Source organism: Bacillus sp. MYb209 (assembly GCF_002975175.1).
Lineage (GTDB): Bacteria > Bacillota > Bacilli > Bacillales > Bacillaceae_G > Bacillus_A.
This window is the reverse complement of sequence record NZ_PCNZ01000001.1, coordinates 101,881-117,133: the sequence shown is the minus strand read 5'-3', so window position 1 is coordinate 117,133 and position 15,253 is coordinate 101,881. Positions and strand designations below refer to the sequence as shown.

Annotated in this window: 18 protein-coding genes; 11 read left to right on the top strand and 7 right to left on the bottom strand. The window is 33.4% G+C overall.

The window, feature by feature from the left end:
* The first annotated feature begins 177 nt into the window (after positions 1–177).
* Positions 178–1,587 (top strand): MATE family efflux transporter, encoded by a 1,410-nt coding sequence (locus CQZ94_RS00600; protein ID WP_105583882.1) that lies wholly within the window; start codon positions 178–180, stop codon positions 1,585–1,587.
* A 48-nt stretch (positions 1,588–1,635) separates the two neighbouring features.
* Here CQZ94_RS00600 and CQZ94_RS00590 read toward each other — a convergent pair whose 3' ends face one another.
* Complete coding sequence (locus CQZ94_RS00590) at positions 1,636–2,334, bottom strand: peptidase E (RefSeq protein WP_105583881.1); 699 nt, start codon at positions 2,332–2,334, stop codon at positions 1,636–1,638.
* A gap of 390 nt (positions 2,335–2,724) precedes the next feature.
* Here CQZ94_RS00590 and CQZ94_RS00585 point away from each other — a divergent pair, with 390 nt between their 5' ends.
* From CQZ94_RS00585 to CQZ94_RS00560, 6 genes are all read left to right on the top strand, one after another.
* The gene (locus CQZ94_RS00585) at positions 2,725–3,123 is read left to right on the top strand and encodes a DUF3942 family protein (protein WP_142395710.1); all 399 of its coding nucleotides are present in this window, start codon (positions 2,725–2,727) and stop codon (positions 3,121–3,123) included.
* 125 nt (positions 3,124–3,248) lie between these two features.
* Positions 3,249–3,665, top strand: a complete 417-nt coding sequence (locus tag CQZ94_RS00580) for a BlaI/MecI/CopY family transcriptional regulator (RefSeq protein WP_105583879.1) — start codon at positions 3,249–3,251, stop codon at positions 3,663–3,665.
* 1 nt (position 3,666) lies between these two features.
* Positions 3,667–4,479, top strand: a complete 813-nt coding sequence (locus CQZ94_RS00575) for a M56 family metallopeptidase (RefSeq protein ID WP_105583878.1) — start codon at positions 3,667–3,669, stop codon at positions 4,477–4,479.
* 56 nt (positions 4,480–4,535) lie between these two features.
* Positions 4,536–5,249 carry a cytochrome c-type biogenesis protein CcdA gene (gene ccdA / locus CQZ94_RS00570; protein ID WP_105583877.1) on the top strand — a complete coding sequence of 238 codons (714 nt, stop codon included), beginning with the start codon at positions 4,536–4,538 and terminating at the stop codon, positions 5,247–5,249.
* An 18-nt stretch (positions 5,250–5,267) separates the two neighbouring features.
* Entirely contained in the window at positions 5,268–5,822 is a 555-nt protein-coding gene (locus tag CQZ94_RS00565) for a TlpA family protein disulfide reductase (RefSeq protein WP_105583876.1), read from the top strand.
* Between the two features lie 14 nt (positions 5,823–5,836).
* Complete coding sequence (locus CQZ94_RS00560) at positions 5,837–6,520, top strand: prolipoprotein diacylglyceryl transferase family protein (protein WP_142395709.1); 684 nt, start codon at positions 5,837–5,839, stop codon at positions 6,518–6,520.
* Positions 6,521–6,579: 59 nt separating this feature from the next.
* Here CQZ94_RS00560 and CQZ94_RS00555 read toward each other — a convergent pair whose 3' ends face one another.
* Positions 6,580–7,125, bottom strand: coding sequence for a helix-turn-helix domain-containing protein (locus CQZ94_RS00555; RefSeq protein ID WP_105583874.1), 546 nt, complete (start codon positions 7,123–7,125; stop codon positions 6,580–6,582).
* A gap of 148 nt (positions 7,126–7,273) precedes the next feature.
* Between CQZ94_RS00555 and CQZ94_RS00550 the strand changes: the two genes are divergently transcribed.
* Positions 7,274–8,593: a D-serine ammonia-lyase gene (locus tag CQZ94_RS00550; RefSeq protein WP_105583873.1), complete on the top strand. Its 1,320-nt coding sequence runs from the start codon at positions 7,274–7,276 to the stop codon at positions 8,591–8,593.
* Positions 8,594–8,623: 30 nt separating this feature from the next.
* Here CQZ94_RS00550 and CQZ94_RS00545 read toward each other — a convergent pair whose 3' ends face one another.
* Positions 8,624–8,878 carry a CPBP family intramembrane glutamic endopeptidase gene (locus CQZ94_RS00545; protein WP_258166006.1) on the bottom strand — a complete coding sequence of 85 codons (255 nt, stop codon included), beginning with the start codon at positions 8,876–8,878 and terminating at the stop codon, positions 8,624–8,626.
* 113 nt (positions 8,879–8,991) lie between these two features.
* On the opposite strand from CQZ94_RS00545, the gene CQZ94_RS00540 reads away from it, so the two are divergent.
* Positions 8,992–10,239 carry a DUF445 domain-containing protein gene (locus tag CQZ94_RS00540; RefSeq protein WP_105583872.1) on the top strand — a complete coding sequence of 416 codons (1,248 nt, stop codon included), beginning with the start codon at positions 8,992–8,994 and terminating at the stop codon, positions 10,237–10,239.
* A 30-nt stretch (positions 10,240–10,269) separates the two neighbouring features.
* Here CQZ94_RS00540 and exsE read toward each other — a convergent pair whose 3' ends face one another.
* Genes exsE through CQZ94_RS00520 form a run of 4 tightly spaced genes read right to left on the bottom strand, consistent with a single transcriptional unit; the run spans position 10,270 to position 13,214 of the window.
* A complete protein-coding gene (gene exsE, locus CQZ94_RS00535) occupies positions 10,270–11,226 on the bottom strand; it encodes an exosporium protein ExsE (RefSeq protein ID WP_105583871.1) in 957 nt (318 codons plus the stop codon).
* Entirely contained in the window at positions 11,223–12,293 is a 1,071-nt protein-coding gene (locus CQZ94_RS00530) for a hypothetical protein (RefSeq protein ID WP_105583870.1), read from the bottom strand. Before CQZ94_RS00530 ends, exsE begins: the two co-directional genes overlap by 4 nt.
* Positions 12,286–12,729, bottom strand: a complete 444-nt coding sequence (locus CQZ94_RS00525; protein WP_105583869.1) for a hypothetical protein — start codon at positions 12,727–12,729, stop codon at positions 12,286–12,288. Before CQZ94_RS00525 ends, CQZ94_RS00530 begins: the two co-directional genes overlap by 8 nt.
* Positions 12,726–13,214 carry an RNA polymerase sigma factor gene (locus tag CQZ94_RS00520; protein ID WP_105583868.1) on the bottom strand — a complete coding sequence of 163 codons (489 nt, stop codon included), beginning with the start codon at positions 13,212–13,214 and terminating at the stop codon, positions 12,726–12,728. Before CQZ94_RS00520 ends, CQZ94_RS00525 begins: the two co-directional genes overlap by 4 nt.
* 276 nt (positions 13,215–13,490) lie before the next feature.
* On the opposite strand from CQZ94_RS00520, the gene CQZ94_RS00510 reads away from it, so the two are divergent.
* Both CQZ94_RS00510 and CQZ94_RS00505 read left to right on the top strand, forming a co-directional pair.
* Positions 13,491–14,129, top strand: coding sequence for a response regulator transcription factor (locus tag CQZ94_RS00510; protein ID WP_002064723.1), 639 nt, complete (start codon positions 13,491–13,493; stop codon positions 14,127–14,129).
* 4 nt (positions 14,130–14,133) lie between these two features.
* Positions 14,134–15,234 (top strand): sensor histidine kinase, encoded by a 1,101-nt coding sequence (locus CQZ94_RS00505; RefSeq protein ID WP_105583866.1) that lies wholly within the window; start codon positions 14,134–14,136, stop codon positions 15,232–15,234.
* Positions 15,235–15,253: the final 19 nt, after the last annotated feature.

Here is a 15,253-nt window from a genome sequence, read left to right as displayed (position 1 = left end):
AGAGATAGAGGATCACAGATACGAAAAATATGTTAAAGTTCTATGATGAATTTGAAAATAGTGAGTGGAAGAAGCAATTACTTTAACGAGCAAACAGTATAGAAATGGTTGGAGTAATTACAATTATTTGAGCACGGATTTAACCGTGCAGATTTTAAATAAAAGGAGAAATGAAATTTGAAACCACCTACAGATAACAATAAAGAAGGTGTAGAGTCACAGAAGTCAGAAAAGGAACATAAGCCGATATGGAAATCGATGTCCATATTTTTAGTGCCGTTACTTTTAAGTAATGTATTACAATCAGTTGGACAGTTATTTGGAATGGTAGTAGTAGGAAGATGGCTTGGCGTAAATGATCTAGCAGCTATATCGGCATTCTTTCCATTATTTTTCCTGCTCGTTTCATTTGTAATTGGAATTGGTTCTGGTAGTTCAATTTTAATTGGTCAGGCATTTGGTGCTAAAAATGAAGAGCGCTTAAAAGCTATCGTTGGTACGACGCTTACGTTTACTTTTATTATCGGAGTCGTGTTGGCGATAATAGGTAGTATTTTTGCGATGGATATTATGCGCCTTATGGGAACACCAGAAAATATTATTGAAATAAGTGTGCATTACGCAAGAATTTTATTTATATCTATGCCAGTATTATTTTTATATTTTGCATACACAACATTTATGAGAGGTACAGGAGATTCTAAAACGCCATTTTACTTTTTAATCGTAAGTACAGCGCTAAATATGATCTTATTACCAATTCTTATTTTTGGCTGGTTAGGAGCTCCGAAATTAGATGTTTACGGAGCAGCCTATGCTTCTGTTATATCTACAGTTATTACGTTTATTGTCATGCTAGTGTATTTAAAGAAGAAAAATCATCCACTGCAATTAGACGCTACAGTAAGAAAATATCTTCGTATGGACTGGGAGTTATTAAAGTTATTGTTACGACTTGGTATTCCAGCGAGTATTAATATGATATTAGTTTCATTATCAGAAATTGCGGTAATCGCATTTGTGAATCGCTATGGATCAGATGCAACAGCGGCGTACGGTGTTGTGAACCAAGTTGCAAGTTATGTACAAATGCCAGCAGTTAGCCTCGGCATTACAGTATCAATTTTTGCAGCGCAATCAATTGGTGCGAACCAATTTGATCGATTACAGAAAGTTGTTAAGGCCGGAATTATCATGAATTATATCATTGGTGGTGTATTAATATCGCTTATTTACTTGTTCTCAAGAGATATTTTAGCGCTATTTTTGACAAGTCAAACTACAATTGAAATTGCTCATAGCTTAGTTATGATTACATTATGGAGTTACTTAATTTTCGGTCATGCACAAATTATTAGTGCGACAATGCGAGCAAGTGGTACAGTACTTTGGCCAACTGTGATTAGTGTTGTATCAATCTGGCTTGTTGAAGTACCTGTAGCGTATTATCTTTCTTACCATACGAGCCTTGGTATAAAAGGAGTATGGATTGGATATCCAGCGGCATTCATCGTCAGCTTAATATTACAGTATGCATATTATAAGCTTTCATGGCAGAAGAAACGAATTACACGATTAGTGAGTTAAAAGATGTCCCTAAGTCATTATACTTAGGGACATCTTTTTGATGAATGCTTATAAATAACTTTTTAAAGTTATGTCAAAATGTTGTCTAATGAGTTTTCCATTATCCATATAAAATTCCCAAGCTGTATCTGGCTCACCGATAATTTCAAATGAACCTTCTGTAATATATAAAGCGCAATTATCTTCTAATGCAATACCTTCTATATTACCTTGGTGAGTTTGTAAAAACGTGTGGAAGGCATTCATTCTATTTAATTGATTGTAATGGGGGCAAAATCTTTTGTTAACAATACTCCAGCCACTACTTTCTATATAACCAGAACCTTCATAATCTGAACGTATGCTAGATGTGAACCAGCACATCGCACCGGCACTATACCCTGCAATAAGTGTTCCACGTTTTAAAGTAAATAGTAACTTTTCATCTAATTTATGTTCTTTCCATTGTTCAAGCATATGAACGTAATTCCCACCGCCAAGATAAATTAAGTCGGCAGAATGAATCATCTCATCTATTTCATATTTAGTAGGTGTTTCGGTTATAAAGCGTAAAATTTGAACCTCACAATGTAATTGCTTTTCAAACGTTTCTAAAAATAACTTTATATATCCTTCATCATCACGACTAGCTGTTGGAATGAATAATACTTTTGGGTATTGTTTATTTGTTAATTCTATAAGTCGTTCATTAATATGCAAGTGATTTGGATCTTGTAAATCACCGCCACCAATGACAGCTAATTTCATAGTAAAGCACCACCTAATAATATTTGTTATGTAAAAATTCGATAGTGGGGAGTTACATTCCTTCTGTGATTTAATGAATAAGGGGAAATAAAGCAAACAATATATTGAAATAGAATGAGGTATCGATAGCTGTAGATAGAAAGGAATGAGAAGCAGTTTATTGATATATAATACTGGATAATATTGTTTCAAAGTATGGAAACAATATGTTTAAATGAATATAACGACGTACTAATTAATATTGAAAGAGTGTTTATATTTAAAAAGTGCGGGGAATACCAGAGGTTTTACAAAAGTGGTTTTTACTTTTTATAGGAACTTATTTTATAATACGGTAAAATTATATCAATATATTTATTAGCCTAGAATGAAATGAGGGAGCGTGAAAGAGTGGATTTTCGATTTGAGTTTGCAGCGAAGGTGAAAGAATATTTAGATGATGAAAAAGATGAAAAAATAATAAAAGATGGACACAGAGATATAATTTTTAAATATTTATATCCGTTAGAGAGTGAAATTGGAATTTTTAAAAATCCTAACTTTACTTTTTTTGCATCAGGAAGACGTTCACATATAGTATTAGAAAATATTGAATTTAAAACAGAAGTAAACGTAGAAAGTAATATAATTGAAATTACAAAAATAGTGGATAATGTGGTTATTCCATTAGATACTATCGTAGCAAAAAATCGGGAATTATTTGCACTCGGGCGTAATGAGAAATTTAGTGTGCAAATATTAGAATATTATCTCTATGATACATTTGGAGAGAAGTTAGGCTTACAATGAATCGAACGCGGTACAGATAACTAATTAGTGGAGATTAGGATCCATTTAAGTATCAGTTAATATCATTCATGTTTGACCTTCTATATATTTTATACTACAATCTGTAGTGTGAAAGGGGGCATACGATGTTTACTCAAAACTACAAGTTAAATGAGCAAGGGTTAAATCACTTTTTCGGACCGCTTGAAGCGAAAATAATGGAAATTGTTTGGGCTACTCAAGGTATTACCATTAAAGATGTGCAACAGAAATTAAGTGAAGAATCCCCGGTGAATTTTAATACTGTAATGACAGTTATGAACAGATTAGTAGAGAAAGCACATTTAGAAAAGCATATCGTGAAAAGAAGTGGTATGTATCGTACTACACAAATGAAAGAAGAATTTTTATCTAATCAAACGAAGAAAATGACACAGGAATTAATGGGTGAATTTGGAGATCTTGTTGTGAACCATATGATAGATGAGTTAGAACAAGCTGATCCATCTTTAATAAAAAAATTAGAAGAGAAATTAAGTCAGCTAAAAAAAGAGGACCGATAAAGTGAAGTGGCAAATGCGTAAAATCGTTTTGTTAGCAGTGACTATTAGTGTTCTTTTTTTAAGTATGTTAGTATACTACGTTACATACCCATTTCTTTTTCAAAATAAAGCATTTTTTCTTTCACAATTTTGTTTATTTGAATTACAAAAACATATGAGGGAACTATCAATACTTCGTATAATGATAGCCGGATTACTGTTATTTACTGTAATCATTATAAGTAAAAGAATTTGGAAGCAGTTTTTTTATAGTAAAAAGTTGAAAAGAAATCTCGTGTCTATTACTAGAAAAGGAAAGCAAGTGTACGTATTATCAACGTTACAGATTACGGCATTTACAATTGGATTATTTCGATCGAAAATTGTCATTTCAGAAGGAATGTTTCAGGCGTTTTCAGAGGAAGAAATTGATGCGATTGTATTACATGAGGAATATCATCAAAAAAATCGAGATCCATTAAAGTTATTTTTCTTTACATTGTTAGCTGAAGGAATGATGTACATTCCTATATTAAAAGGAATGCTGCAGCGGTATCATGTGTATCAGGAGCTATCAGCTGATAAATATGCGATGCAAAAAATGAAATCTTCATTTGAGCTAGGTAGTGCATTATTAAAATTAATTAAAATAAAGACGATGGAAAATCAATGTATTACAGCTTCGTTTGCGAAAACTGCAATTAATTTACGGATTGAGCAAGTGTTGAATGAGAAAGTTATTAAGCTGAATATACCATTACATACGAATTCAGTATATGTAACGTTAGGGCTGTTTTGTATGTCGATTGTACTTATTGTTGGAGAGTGCATATAGCCTCTTTTTTTTTAATAGTTAACACTACGGTTTGTAGTGTGTTTAGGAGGAATAAAATGAATGCGGCGGATTTAACAATTTGGCTAGTAGTAGGGGCTGGGGTACTTTCATTTATATCACCATGTTCTTTACCGCTATATCCATCTTATTTATCATATATTACAGGTGTTTCTATTCAAGATTTAAAAGAAAATCGTGGAATTATGCAAAAGTCAGCGATTATACATACAGTATTTTTTATGATCGGTTTCTCGGTTATTTTTTATGCGTTAGGTTTATCAGTAAGCTGGATTGGAATCACTTTTTCATCTAATCAAAGGCTGATTCAGCAAATTGGTGGGATATTTATTATTGTGATGGGGCTATTTATGACTGGATTGATTCAGCCTAAGTGGCTTATGGCAGAGAAAAAAGTACAATATAGAAGTAAATCGACAGGATATATTCGCTCAGTTTTGGTCGGCATGACATATGCAGCAGGATGGACACCGTGTGTTGGACCGATATTTTCTGCAGTGCTTATGCTCGGTGCGACCAATCCTGAAAGTGCGCTTCTGTATATTACAGCGTACACCCTTGGATTTGCAGTTCCGTTTTTCGTGATGGCATTTTTTATCGGAAAGGTAAAATGGATTGTTACATATGCCAATGTCATGATGAAAATTGGCGGTGGAATGATGATACTAACAGGGGGGTTATTATATACAAATCAAATGACGAAAATTACAGCATTCTTTATTCGTATATTTGGTGGATTTACAGGAGTTTAGAAATGAGGAGGAAGAAAAGTGAAGAAACTAATTGCTATTATACTGGCCGGGGCACTAATCTGGGCAGGGGTTAATTTTTATAATACAAAAAAAGAAGAAAAAGAAAGAAAAGCGAAACAAGCGGAGTTACAAGAAAAAGAAGTATTGCCACAAGTGGGATTTAAAGCACCAAACATAACCTTAAAAGGATTGGACGGGAAGCTGTATTCGTTAAATGATGCAAAGGGAAAACCATATATTATTAATTTTTGGGCATCATGGTGTGGCCCATGTGAAATGGAGGCTCCTGACTTAGTTCGTTTGTATGATAAATATAAAAAGGATGTTGAAATCTTTGCGGTAAATGCAACTATTGGGGATCCAGTACAAGAAGCGAGTGCATTTGCAGATCGCCATGGATTTAAATTTCCTGTTCTATTAGATATGGATGGAGTAGCTGGAATAGATTATAAAGTATTCTCTTTACCAACGACATTTTTTGTTAATAAAGATGGAATTATTGTAGATCATGCACGAGGTGTATTACCTCCAGATCAATTAGAAGAGAAGTTTAAGAAATTAATTGAGAATTAAGAGGGGATTTCATAGTGATGGAGTGGATGGTGAGGTTACAACCAGTATCGTTTATAATTGGGAGTCTATTTGGCTTTACGCTAATGAAACTAAAGATGAAGCAGCAAAATATTCAATATGAAAAAATGATGGATGCAGTAACAAATGGTTTTCTCATTGTCGTATTCGTATGGAAATTTGCACCGGCAATATTTAATCCGATATGGGCTGTTGAGTCACCACTGCAAGCATTACTAGTAGTAGGAAGTATTCAGCATATTTTAGTAGGGTTTATGATTGCTAGTATATACATTGTATGGAAAAGTAAAAAGGAGAAATTTTCGCTGCGTATTTTACTAGATACATTACCTTTTGGAATATGTGTAAGTATTATCTTTTATTTTTTATTTCATCGAGCAGTAGGTGTACAAACTACGCTGCCTTGGGGGATGAAAATATATGAATCTAAATTTTTATATCATCCTATTTTCGTGTATGAGATTATACTCGCACTCTGTATAATTGGCTCGTTATGGATTAAAAATGAAAGATTAGGAAATGGAAAGAATGTAAGCTTTTTTCTAATTTGTGAGGGCATAGCTCATATCATTATTTCACTTATTAGTGAACATAATTCAGTTCTATTTGGTCTTTCAATACAGCAAGTACTCAGTTTTTGTGTTATTAGTTTAGGGATTTTGTTAGTACCAAAAAAATAAAAATAGCCATGTACGGAGAGCATCCTCCATGCATGGCTATTTTTGTATCATCACATGAATTAAAAAATCGGCGGAGTAACAGAAAATAAAACAATCGCATCTTTCTCGAATTGATTCACCCATTTATGCTTTAAATAAGCTGGTATTTTTACACTATCACCAGTTTCTAATGTGTATTCTTCTTCATTTAAGTGCAATGTGATTTTTCCGTCTAATACAAATGCTAATTCTTCTCCTTTATGTTCTAGAACGTTTTCTGATGAAGCAGTATTCGGAGGTACAGTCATAATTGCTGTTGCTAAATTTCCTGTGAAATCAGGTGATAACAATTCATATGATAAATTATCGATAATCATTTTCTTACGTTTATTAGAGCGTACGATTAAATCATCTGTATTTGTCTCTTCAAGTAAAAAACTAAATGTTGGAACATCAAGAGCTTTTGCAAGCACCTTTAATGTTTGAATGGAAGGATTAGCAGAGCCACGTTCAATTTGACTAAGCATAGAAGGTGTAATTTCAGCTAACTTTGCTAGCTCCTTACTAGTTAATCCTTTTTCTTTTCGTTGTCTTTCAATTTTTTTACCAATATCTATATTCTCCATAAAAGATTCTCCTTAATAATTATTAAATTATATTTAAATAAATTAAATTAAAATTAACTAAAACTAAATTTTATGTTAAACTGTATTAAAATTAATTCAATTATAATTTATTGTATGGCTAGCTACAAGGATATGAGGAGGAAGAGGAATGAAGGAGATAGGGGTATTAAAAGAACGATTCCCATTAGTAAACAACCTTATTGCAACGGAAGAAGTATTTTGGGTAAATCCGAATATAGAAAAGTACGAAACAGCAATAAAAGGTTCACCACTTAATGAAGAAAATGTAAAAGACGCGGAAGAGAGATTAAAACGCTTTGCACCATATATTGCGAAAGTTTTTCCTGAAACAAAAGAAACGAGCGGTATTATAGAATCACCTTTAGTGAAAATACCTTCTATGAAACAATCTTTAGAGAAAAATTACGGGCAGCCAATATTGGGAGAACTATTATTAAAGTGTGATAGTCAACTTCCGATATCAGGATCAATAAAGGCACGAGGTGGCATTTATGAGGTGTTGAAACATGCTGAGCAATTAGCATTGCAGCATGGAATGTTAACAGAGAAAGATGATTATTCAATTTTAGATAGTGATAGATTTAAAGAATTTTTTGCGAAATATTCAATTGCGGTAGGTTCGACAGGGAATTTAGGGCTTAGCATCGGTATTATGAGTGCGAAATTAGGTTTCAATGTGACGGTTCATATGTCGGCAGACGCAAAACAATGGAAAAAAGATTTATTAAGAAGTAAAGGTGTAAACGTTATTGAATATGAAGCTGATTATAGTAAAGCGGTAGAAGAAGGACGAAGGCAAGCAGATGCTGATCCTAGCTGTTATTTTGTTGATGATGAAAATTCACATGATTTATTTTTAGGATACGCAGTAGCGGCATCCCGTTTGCAAAAACAATTAGAAGAGTTAGAAATTGTTGTGGATGAAGAACACCCTTTATTCGTTTATCTTCCGTGTGGAGTCGGTGGGGGCCCTGGCGGGGTAGCATTTGGCCTAAAGTTATTGTATAAAGACAACGTTCATTGCTTCTTTGCTGAGCCTACGCACTCTCCATGTATGTTACTCGGCTTAATGACTGGACTTCACGATAAAATTGCTGTTCAAGATATCGGTATTGATAATGTAACAGATGCGGATGGACTTGCGGTAGGAAGACCATCAGGGTTTGTTGGGAAAACGATGGAACCATTTTTGAGCGGGAATTATACAGTAAGCGATGAAGAGTTATATAGATTGTTAAAAGAACTGGTTGATACGGAAAACATTTATTTAGAACCTTCTGCGTTAGCGGGTATGATAGGGCCGTTGAATGTATGTAAAGCTGAAAATCATCAGTTAACGGAAAACGTGAAGAAAGGTACTCATATCGTGTGGGGAACTGGTGGGAGTATGGTTCCAGAAGAAGTAATGACTGGGTATTATAAGAAAGGTTTGGAATTAACAATATAAGAAAAATGAGGCTAGTTGTAGCCTCATTTTTTATTTATATGGTATATCTAAAAATGCATGGATGAAAATAGGGATGAATAAATTATTATTACGAGTGTAAATAAAAGCGTATAGCAAATGTCTAGCAAGACCAGCACCTACCCAGTCTCCTAGTACTTGAGAAGTGTCTCCTAAAATAATCGGCATAAATGAATGTGCAATTCCGAAAAATGCACAAGTAAGAAATGTTCCCAAAAACTTTCCTAATAAGACAACTAATCTTGGCCAAAGGTAGCCTCTAAATATAAATTCTTTGTTATTTTCGCATTAGTTCATTATAGTATAGATATAAAGAACTAATATCAAATAAATATAATAAAAAAGCTTTATTTTACATAATAAGAGGATGTGTGTATACGATGTCATTACAGACAAAATATATAGCGGGTATTTCGCTTGGGGTTATGGGCGTAGGTTTTGCGGCTTCAATCCCTTTTCAAGGAACGGTAGCTGGGGAGATTATTCAAGGTGGATTTGAAGCAGGGTTAGTTGGTGGACTAGCGGATTGGTTCGCGGTTACAGCTTTATTCCGTCATCCGTTGGGAATTCCAATTCCACATACAGCATTATTACCTAAAAATCGGAAGCGGGTAACAAAGGGGCTCGTTTCTACGTTAGAAAATGAATGGCTGACGAAAGAAAGTATTACAAGTAAAGTAAAAGAAATGCAGCTAGCACAAATGGTACTTCAAATTGCTGAGAAAGAGTTGCAGTCTGATGCTGTGAAAAAAGGAATTGTAACAATTGCTGAGAAAGCGATTCTTCAAATAGATACGGAAAAATTAGCAGTTATTATTGAAAAAGAATTAAAAACATATTTGCATACAATTAACACAAGTAACATATTACAAGTTCTTGTTGATCAATTAGTTGTGCAAGAATATGATGAAAAAACACTTGATTACATATTAGTAAAAGTGAAAGATTGGACAGCTCAAGATGAAGCGCGTTATCAGCTCGGAAGCTTAGGTATGAAGGCGATGGAAAATATTAAAGTAGATGGATTTTTACAGTTTACTTTGAAATCATTTATGAATATTGTAGATGAAGATAAAATTGGGGGCATTTTGCAGAAGTTTATCATTAGCAATATTAACAGCTTACAAGATGCTGATAATAGTACGAGACAACTTATATTAGCGAAGATTCGTCAAGAAATTATAAATGTGAAAGAAAATGAAGCGTTACTACAAGAATTAGAAAATTGGAAAGAAAAATGGGTTGCGAATTGGAATGCTACTGACAAAATAAAAGAGATGCTTGAGCAAGTACAACAAAGAGCGGTTGCCTTTGTAAACAATGAAGAATTTGCTGATAAATATGTTATTCCATTTTTACAAACACAAATGAATAAAATAAAAGAAGACGAAGTGACTGTTCAAAAAATAGAAGATTGGTTACAAAAACAAGTTGTGAATCTTGTTGAAAATAACCATTCGAAAATTGGTAAGCTCGTACAAGAAAATCTTGATAGGTTAGATGATAAAACATTAATCGAAATGATTGAAAATAATGTCGGTAAAGATTTGCAGTGGATCCGAGTGAACGGGGCCATTTGCGGCTTTATGATTGGATTAATTTTAGAAGGAATTAAAGCGATTATATGAGAAAAACCTTCCACAATTGTGGAAGGTTTCTTATTTTTCAATAATACTCATGTTTAAATTATAAGCTTTCTCAATATTTAATTTGTACGTACCATTTCCTGTTTTAATCGAATTTTTATACCAATGTTCTTGCTCGTTTAATTCTGGATTTTCTTCTGAAGAATTATTTTCTTTTTTCGTTAAATCTTCTACTTGTTCCCAAGGTGTATTTCCGTGAGCTTCTTTTTTGTTTGTTACTGCGGTTAAAGATACATCACTTTCTTTTGCTAAATGAACAGATACATTTGAACTTTCTTGTACAAACCAATTATTTTGTAATTGACCTGGATAAAGAGATAGTTCGTTATTTGAAGCGCGAATCTCTACATTTTTATTTTGCGGAAGAACAAGTGTCGGTGTCACCTGTGGTGCTGAGTTAAATAACGTATGCTGAACCGGTAATGATTTTAAAGTTATATACATCGTTTCTCCAGCTGTTTGAGCTGAAAGGAAATCCTCTCGTTTTAAATTGAGTTTTTCATTTGCTTTCGTCGTCATTTCATATGTGCCAAGAAGATGAATTTGATTTGTATTATTGCCCTCTATTGTTAGAGGATGATGCCCTGCATCCACTACGATTTTTTTGATAGATTCAGGTATATCAAGTTGTCCGTCTGGAATATTACTTGTTTGCCTAGTTGTGTTAACAGAATGACGAACTTCTTCTAGTAATCCAGTTGATAATAAACAGTAAAAAGCAATTCCGACGCTTCCTAAAACTCCGATAAAGAAAATGCTGAAAATATCATATTTAATAAATGATTGTTCCTTCTTAGAAAATAGAAGGTATAGCAAAATTTCAGCGCCAAGTATGATAAGTAAAACAGGCCACCAGGCTGTTAATGTATCTAATGCTTGAACGCCTTTTACGACTGAAAATAGTAAAAAGCAACCTAATAAAATAATGGAAATCCCCATTGAGATGGTTCCAACACGCCAAGTCCTCATTCTTTTGTACCACCTTTGCTTTCTTTATTTCCAAGTAATAATTTAAAGCCGCCACCAATTAAGAGGAGTGCAACGATAGATGTTTGGAAATAGCGATAATATAACTCAGTAAGATGAATATTAAATATAGTAGAAACATACTTGTCTACAATAGGAAGAAGAGTTTGATCCAGTAAATAATAACCACCTAATGCAATTAACCCAATGCCGATCCATCTTTGATGATTTATAAAATAATCGATGATAGGTTCGTCATTTACGCGTTCTTTTCCGTATTTTGCAGTTTGTTGTAACGTATCAAAAAAGCTATAAAACCAAATGATTGGTACTAAAAATAAGAAGGCAGATAACCTTAATAGATCTAGTAAATAAATAGATAGTAAAAAGGCTGCCATAAGCTGAAGGCCACGGCGTTGTAAGCCTAAATACATATGTCCTGCTCCAGGGAACATTGCTAAAATAGAAGCGAATGTTTTACTTTTCTTTCCTTGTTCACGGTGCTCTTCAAATTCTTCAAAAATAGTACGATCAACTAATTGCTCACCACGTTCTTTTTTCTGGAGTTGTTGAACAGCATCAAAGAAATTGTAAATCCATAAAACAGGTAACGTAAGAAGGAAGATAAGGAAACTTCCTTGAGATGTTAAGAGTGCAACGAATATAATCATACTTCCTATCCCTGTACAAGCTACTAAAAATGTAAGACCACGTTGCATAAGTCCTAATTGAAAATGGCCAAGTCCAGGGATGATGGATAAGAGAATGATATAAAATCGTTCGCTCTCTTTAGAGGACTCTGTAAATTGTCCGGCTGCTTGTTTTTTCGATTGATTTATAATAGTGAAAATTAAATCCATTAAGTTGATTACCCATAACATTGCTAGTAAAAATAGAGAAAGAAAAGCAATATTACGCTCTCCTAATGCTATTGTACAAAATGCTGCAAAGATAAATAGAAATAAAGATCCTCCGCTATATAGAATAAAACGTCCAATCTTCTTTAAATATAGATGTCCAAGCCCAGGAATTAGCCCTAACACAAGCGCTAAAAAAGGGTTTTTATTCATGCTTTAAACCTCCGTCCTTTTTTGATGTGTGCACTGTTTTGTTTACAATTTGTTGTGAGATGGAAGTCTCATTATGTCTCGAAGATTTTTCGAAATTTGATGTCGCTGTGAAAATATAATGAAATAAACCACTTACCATAAAAATGATTGTAGCCGCAGTCGCAATTATGTAATGAATGATCGTGCGCTTTAGCTGGTTTGATTTCATAGTTTCATTAGATTGTAGCGTTTCAAAATTAATTTGTGCCATAACTTCGTTTGTAAATGAATCATCATTTATCATTGGAAGGTTTTCATTTTGTTCATCAATACTTTCCATATAAATTGCTAAACAATGATCACATTCATAGAGATGTTCTTCCATAGATTCACGTTTATTGTTTGATATAAAATCTAGTGTATAATTGCGCCAATCTTCTTTTGAATAATGCATCATAGAAACTCTTCCTCCTTCCAATGTTTTTTAATCCATTTTCTTGCCCTATACAGTTTCATTTCGACTGTTTTCACTTCGATGTTTTCTTGCAATGCAATTTCTTGATAGCTTTTTTCCTCTAAGTAATGTGCGAGAACGACGTCACGGTAATTCTCAGGAAGTTCTCTTAGTTTTTGAGCAATCAATAATTTTTGCTCTTTCGTCAATAATAAAGCCTCGATATTATGAGAAGACTTTATATTTTCTTCAGTTTCTTTACATAAGGAGAGTTCTTCGTTTTCTCTAGCGTTCTTCCTCTTATAATCAATAGCGTGATTGGTAGCAATACGTGCCATCCACGTTTTTAATCCGCGAAATTGATAATTAGGGAGAGAGGCGTGGATTTTTACGAATACTTCTTGTGTCACATCTTTAGCATCTTCTTCATGTCTTAAAATAGAAAATATAACTTGGAAAATATAATGACGATACGTTTGTACAAGGATGCGAAAAGCATGCTCACTTCCTTGCTGTGCTTTTTCAATTAATTGTTTTTCCTCAATCGCTTTCTCCCTCCTTTTTGACGCATTCTATTATATAGACGTAAGAAACGATAAGTCACCCTACACATGTTATAAAAAAAGAATAATATATTTTTAGCAGGAGGGCTATATGAAAAAGGTATGAAAAAATGGTAAAGAGAAGTATATAATGAGCAAGAAGGAAATGCTACACAGAGAAAGGATGTGAATGTTAGTAGGGGAAGGGCCATACTAACAAACATGAAAATTAAAATATTAATAGCCGATGATAATTCTTTTATTAGAGAAGGCATGAAAATTATTTTAAATACATACGAAGAGTTCGAAGTGTTAGATACTGTAAATGATGGAAAAGAGGCTGTAGCGTATTGTAAAAAGCATGAAGTTGATATTGCTCTTTTAGATGTTCGTATGCCAAACATGAACGGGGTAGAGGCGACGAAGTTAATTTGTGAAGAGACAAAAACGAAGCCTCTCATTTTAACGACATTTGATGATGATGAATATATTTTGGACGCAGTAAAAAACGGAGCGAAAGGTTATTTATTAAAAAATAATGATCCAGAGCGTATTCGTGATGCAATAAAAGGCGTATATAACGGCCAAACTGTTATGCAAGATGTAGTGCTTGATAAAATTAAGTCTAATTTAATGGAAAGCAAAGAGGAAGAATCTAAAATAGATAAGAGTCTTTTTACAGAAAGAGAGCTTAGTATTATCGCATTAATTGCGAAAGGTTTCTCTAATAAAGAAATTTCGAAGCAACTTTTCATATCTGAAGGAACGATAGCAAATTATATTACATCAGTTTTAGGGAAAACTGGACTAGAACATCGCACGCAAATTGCGATTTATTACTTAACAGGGAAAGTAGATTAATGTTATGGAATTTTGGTTAATTGTAAGTAAATTAATTGTATTTATATATATTGTGTTTAGTTACATTCACTCAAATGTTGCAAACTTACCATGGGTTATATTTACGCTACTTATATATCTTTCTGTAAACGTAATGATCTCTATATTAAAAAACGATACGTATAAAAGGGTTTTAATTTGCGTGTCAATTGGTTTAGTAATTTTATTTACATGGAAGGTGCATCTGTTTTTTATTTTGTTTTTGCCTTTGAACTTATACGAAATTACATCAAATTATATCGTGAGGAAATGGCAGCTCTTTTTCATTATGATGCTTCCTATTACTTTTACAAATGAAAGTATTCAAATGACATATGGATTAATTGTTGCATTTTCTTTTCTCATTTTAACTATGGCAAATCGCTACATCGCTCGTGTATTAAAGCTTGAATCACAAAATGATAAGATGCGAAAAGATATGCAACGACTTACGAAAAGCTTACATGAAAATAAAGAGTACATAAGGCAATCGGAATACACATTTAAGTTAGAAGAGAGAAATCGGTTATCACAAGAAATTCATGATAAAATTGGTCACTCGATGACGGGTGCGCTTATTCAAATGGAAGCAGCGAAGAGATTGATGGAAATAGATAAAGTAAAATCTGCGGAGTTATTACAAAATGCAATTCATATTTCGAAAGATGGAATTGAAAGCATTCGGATTACATTAAAAAATATGAAGCCACCAACAGAGCAAATTGGCATTCATCGCATGAAATTATTCATAGAGGAATTTGCCGGTAAGCATGATGTAAACATTCCTTTCGTATATAAAGGGAACTTAGATATGATCTCTCCAATTCAGTGGAAGATTATCGGTGAAAATGTTACGGAGGCGTTGACTAATGCGATGAAGTACGCTGATGCGACAGTCATTTCAATAGATATTCATGTACTTAATAAGATGATCAAAGTACAGGTGAAGGATAATGGTAAAGGTGCAGCTCTTGTTAAGAAAGGTCTTGGTATTATGGGGATGGAGGAGCGAACAGCGTCTGTAAACGGTAAAATTATTGTAGATGGGACAAGTGGTTTTTCAGTAACAATGTTGTTGCCGATATAAGGGAATGGGACGAGGATGA

What these genes read in the sequence shown, in the direction of transcription:
- CQZ94_RS00530 (WP_105583870.1), bottom strand. Translation starts at nt 12,293, where the DNA reads ATGAATAAAAACCCTTTTTTAGCGCTTGTGTTAGGGCTAATTCCTGGG.
- CQZ94_RS00505 (WP_105583866.1), top strand. Translation starts at nt 14,134, where the DNA reads ATGGAATTTTGGTTAATTGTAAGTAAATTAATTGTATTTATATATATT.
- CQZ94_RS00590 (WP_105583881.1), bottom strand. Translation starts at nt 2,334, where the DNA reads ATGAAATTAGCTGTCATTGGTGGCGGTGATTTACAAGATCCAAATCAC.
- ccdA (WP_105583877.1), top strand. Translation starts at nt 4,536, where the DNA reads ATGAATGCGGCGGATTTAACAATTTGGCTAGTAGTAGGGGCTGGGGTA.
- CQZ94_RS00510 (WP_002064723.1), top strand. Translation starts at nt 13,491, where the DNA reads ATGAAAATTAAAATATTAATAGCCGATGATAATTCTTTTATTAGAGAA.
- CQZ94_RS00540 (WP_105583872.1), top strand. Translation starts at nt 8,992, where the DNA reads ATGTCATTACAGACAAAATATATAGCGGGTATTTCGCTTGGGGTTATG.
- CQZ94_RS00580 (WP_105583879.1), top strand. Translation starts at nt 3,249, where the DNA reads ATGTTTACTCAAAACTACAAGTTAAATGAGCAAGGGTTAAATCACTTT.
- CQZ94_RS00555 (WP_105583874.1), bottom strand. Translation starts at nt 7,125, where the DNA reads ATGGAGAATATAGATATTGGTAAAAAAATTGAAAGACAACGAAAAGAA.
- CQZ94_RS00525 (WP_105583869.1), bottom strand. Translation starts at nt 12,729, where the DNA reads ATGATGCATTATTCAAAAGAAGATTGGCGCAATTATACACTAGATTTT.
- CQZ94_RS00550 (WP_105583873.1), top strand. Translation starts at nt 7,274, where the DNA reads ATGAAGGAGATAGGGGTATTAAAAGAACGATTCCCATTAGTAAACAAC.
- exsE (WP_105583871.1), bottom strand. Translation starts at nt 11,226, where the DNA reads ATGAGGACTTGGCGTGTTGGAACCATCTCAATGGGGATTTCCATTATT.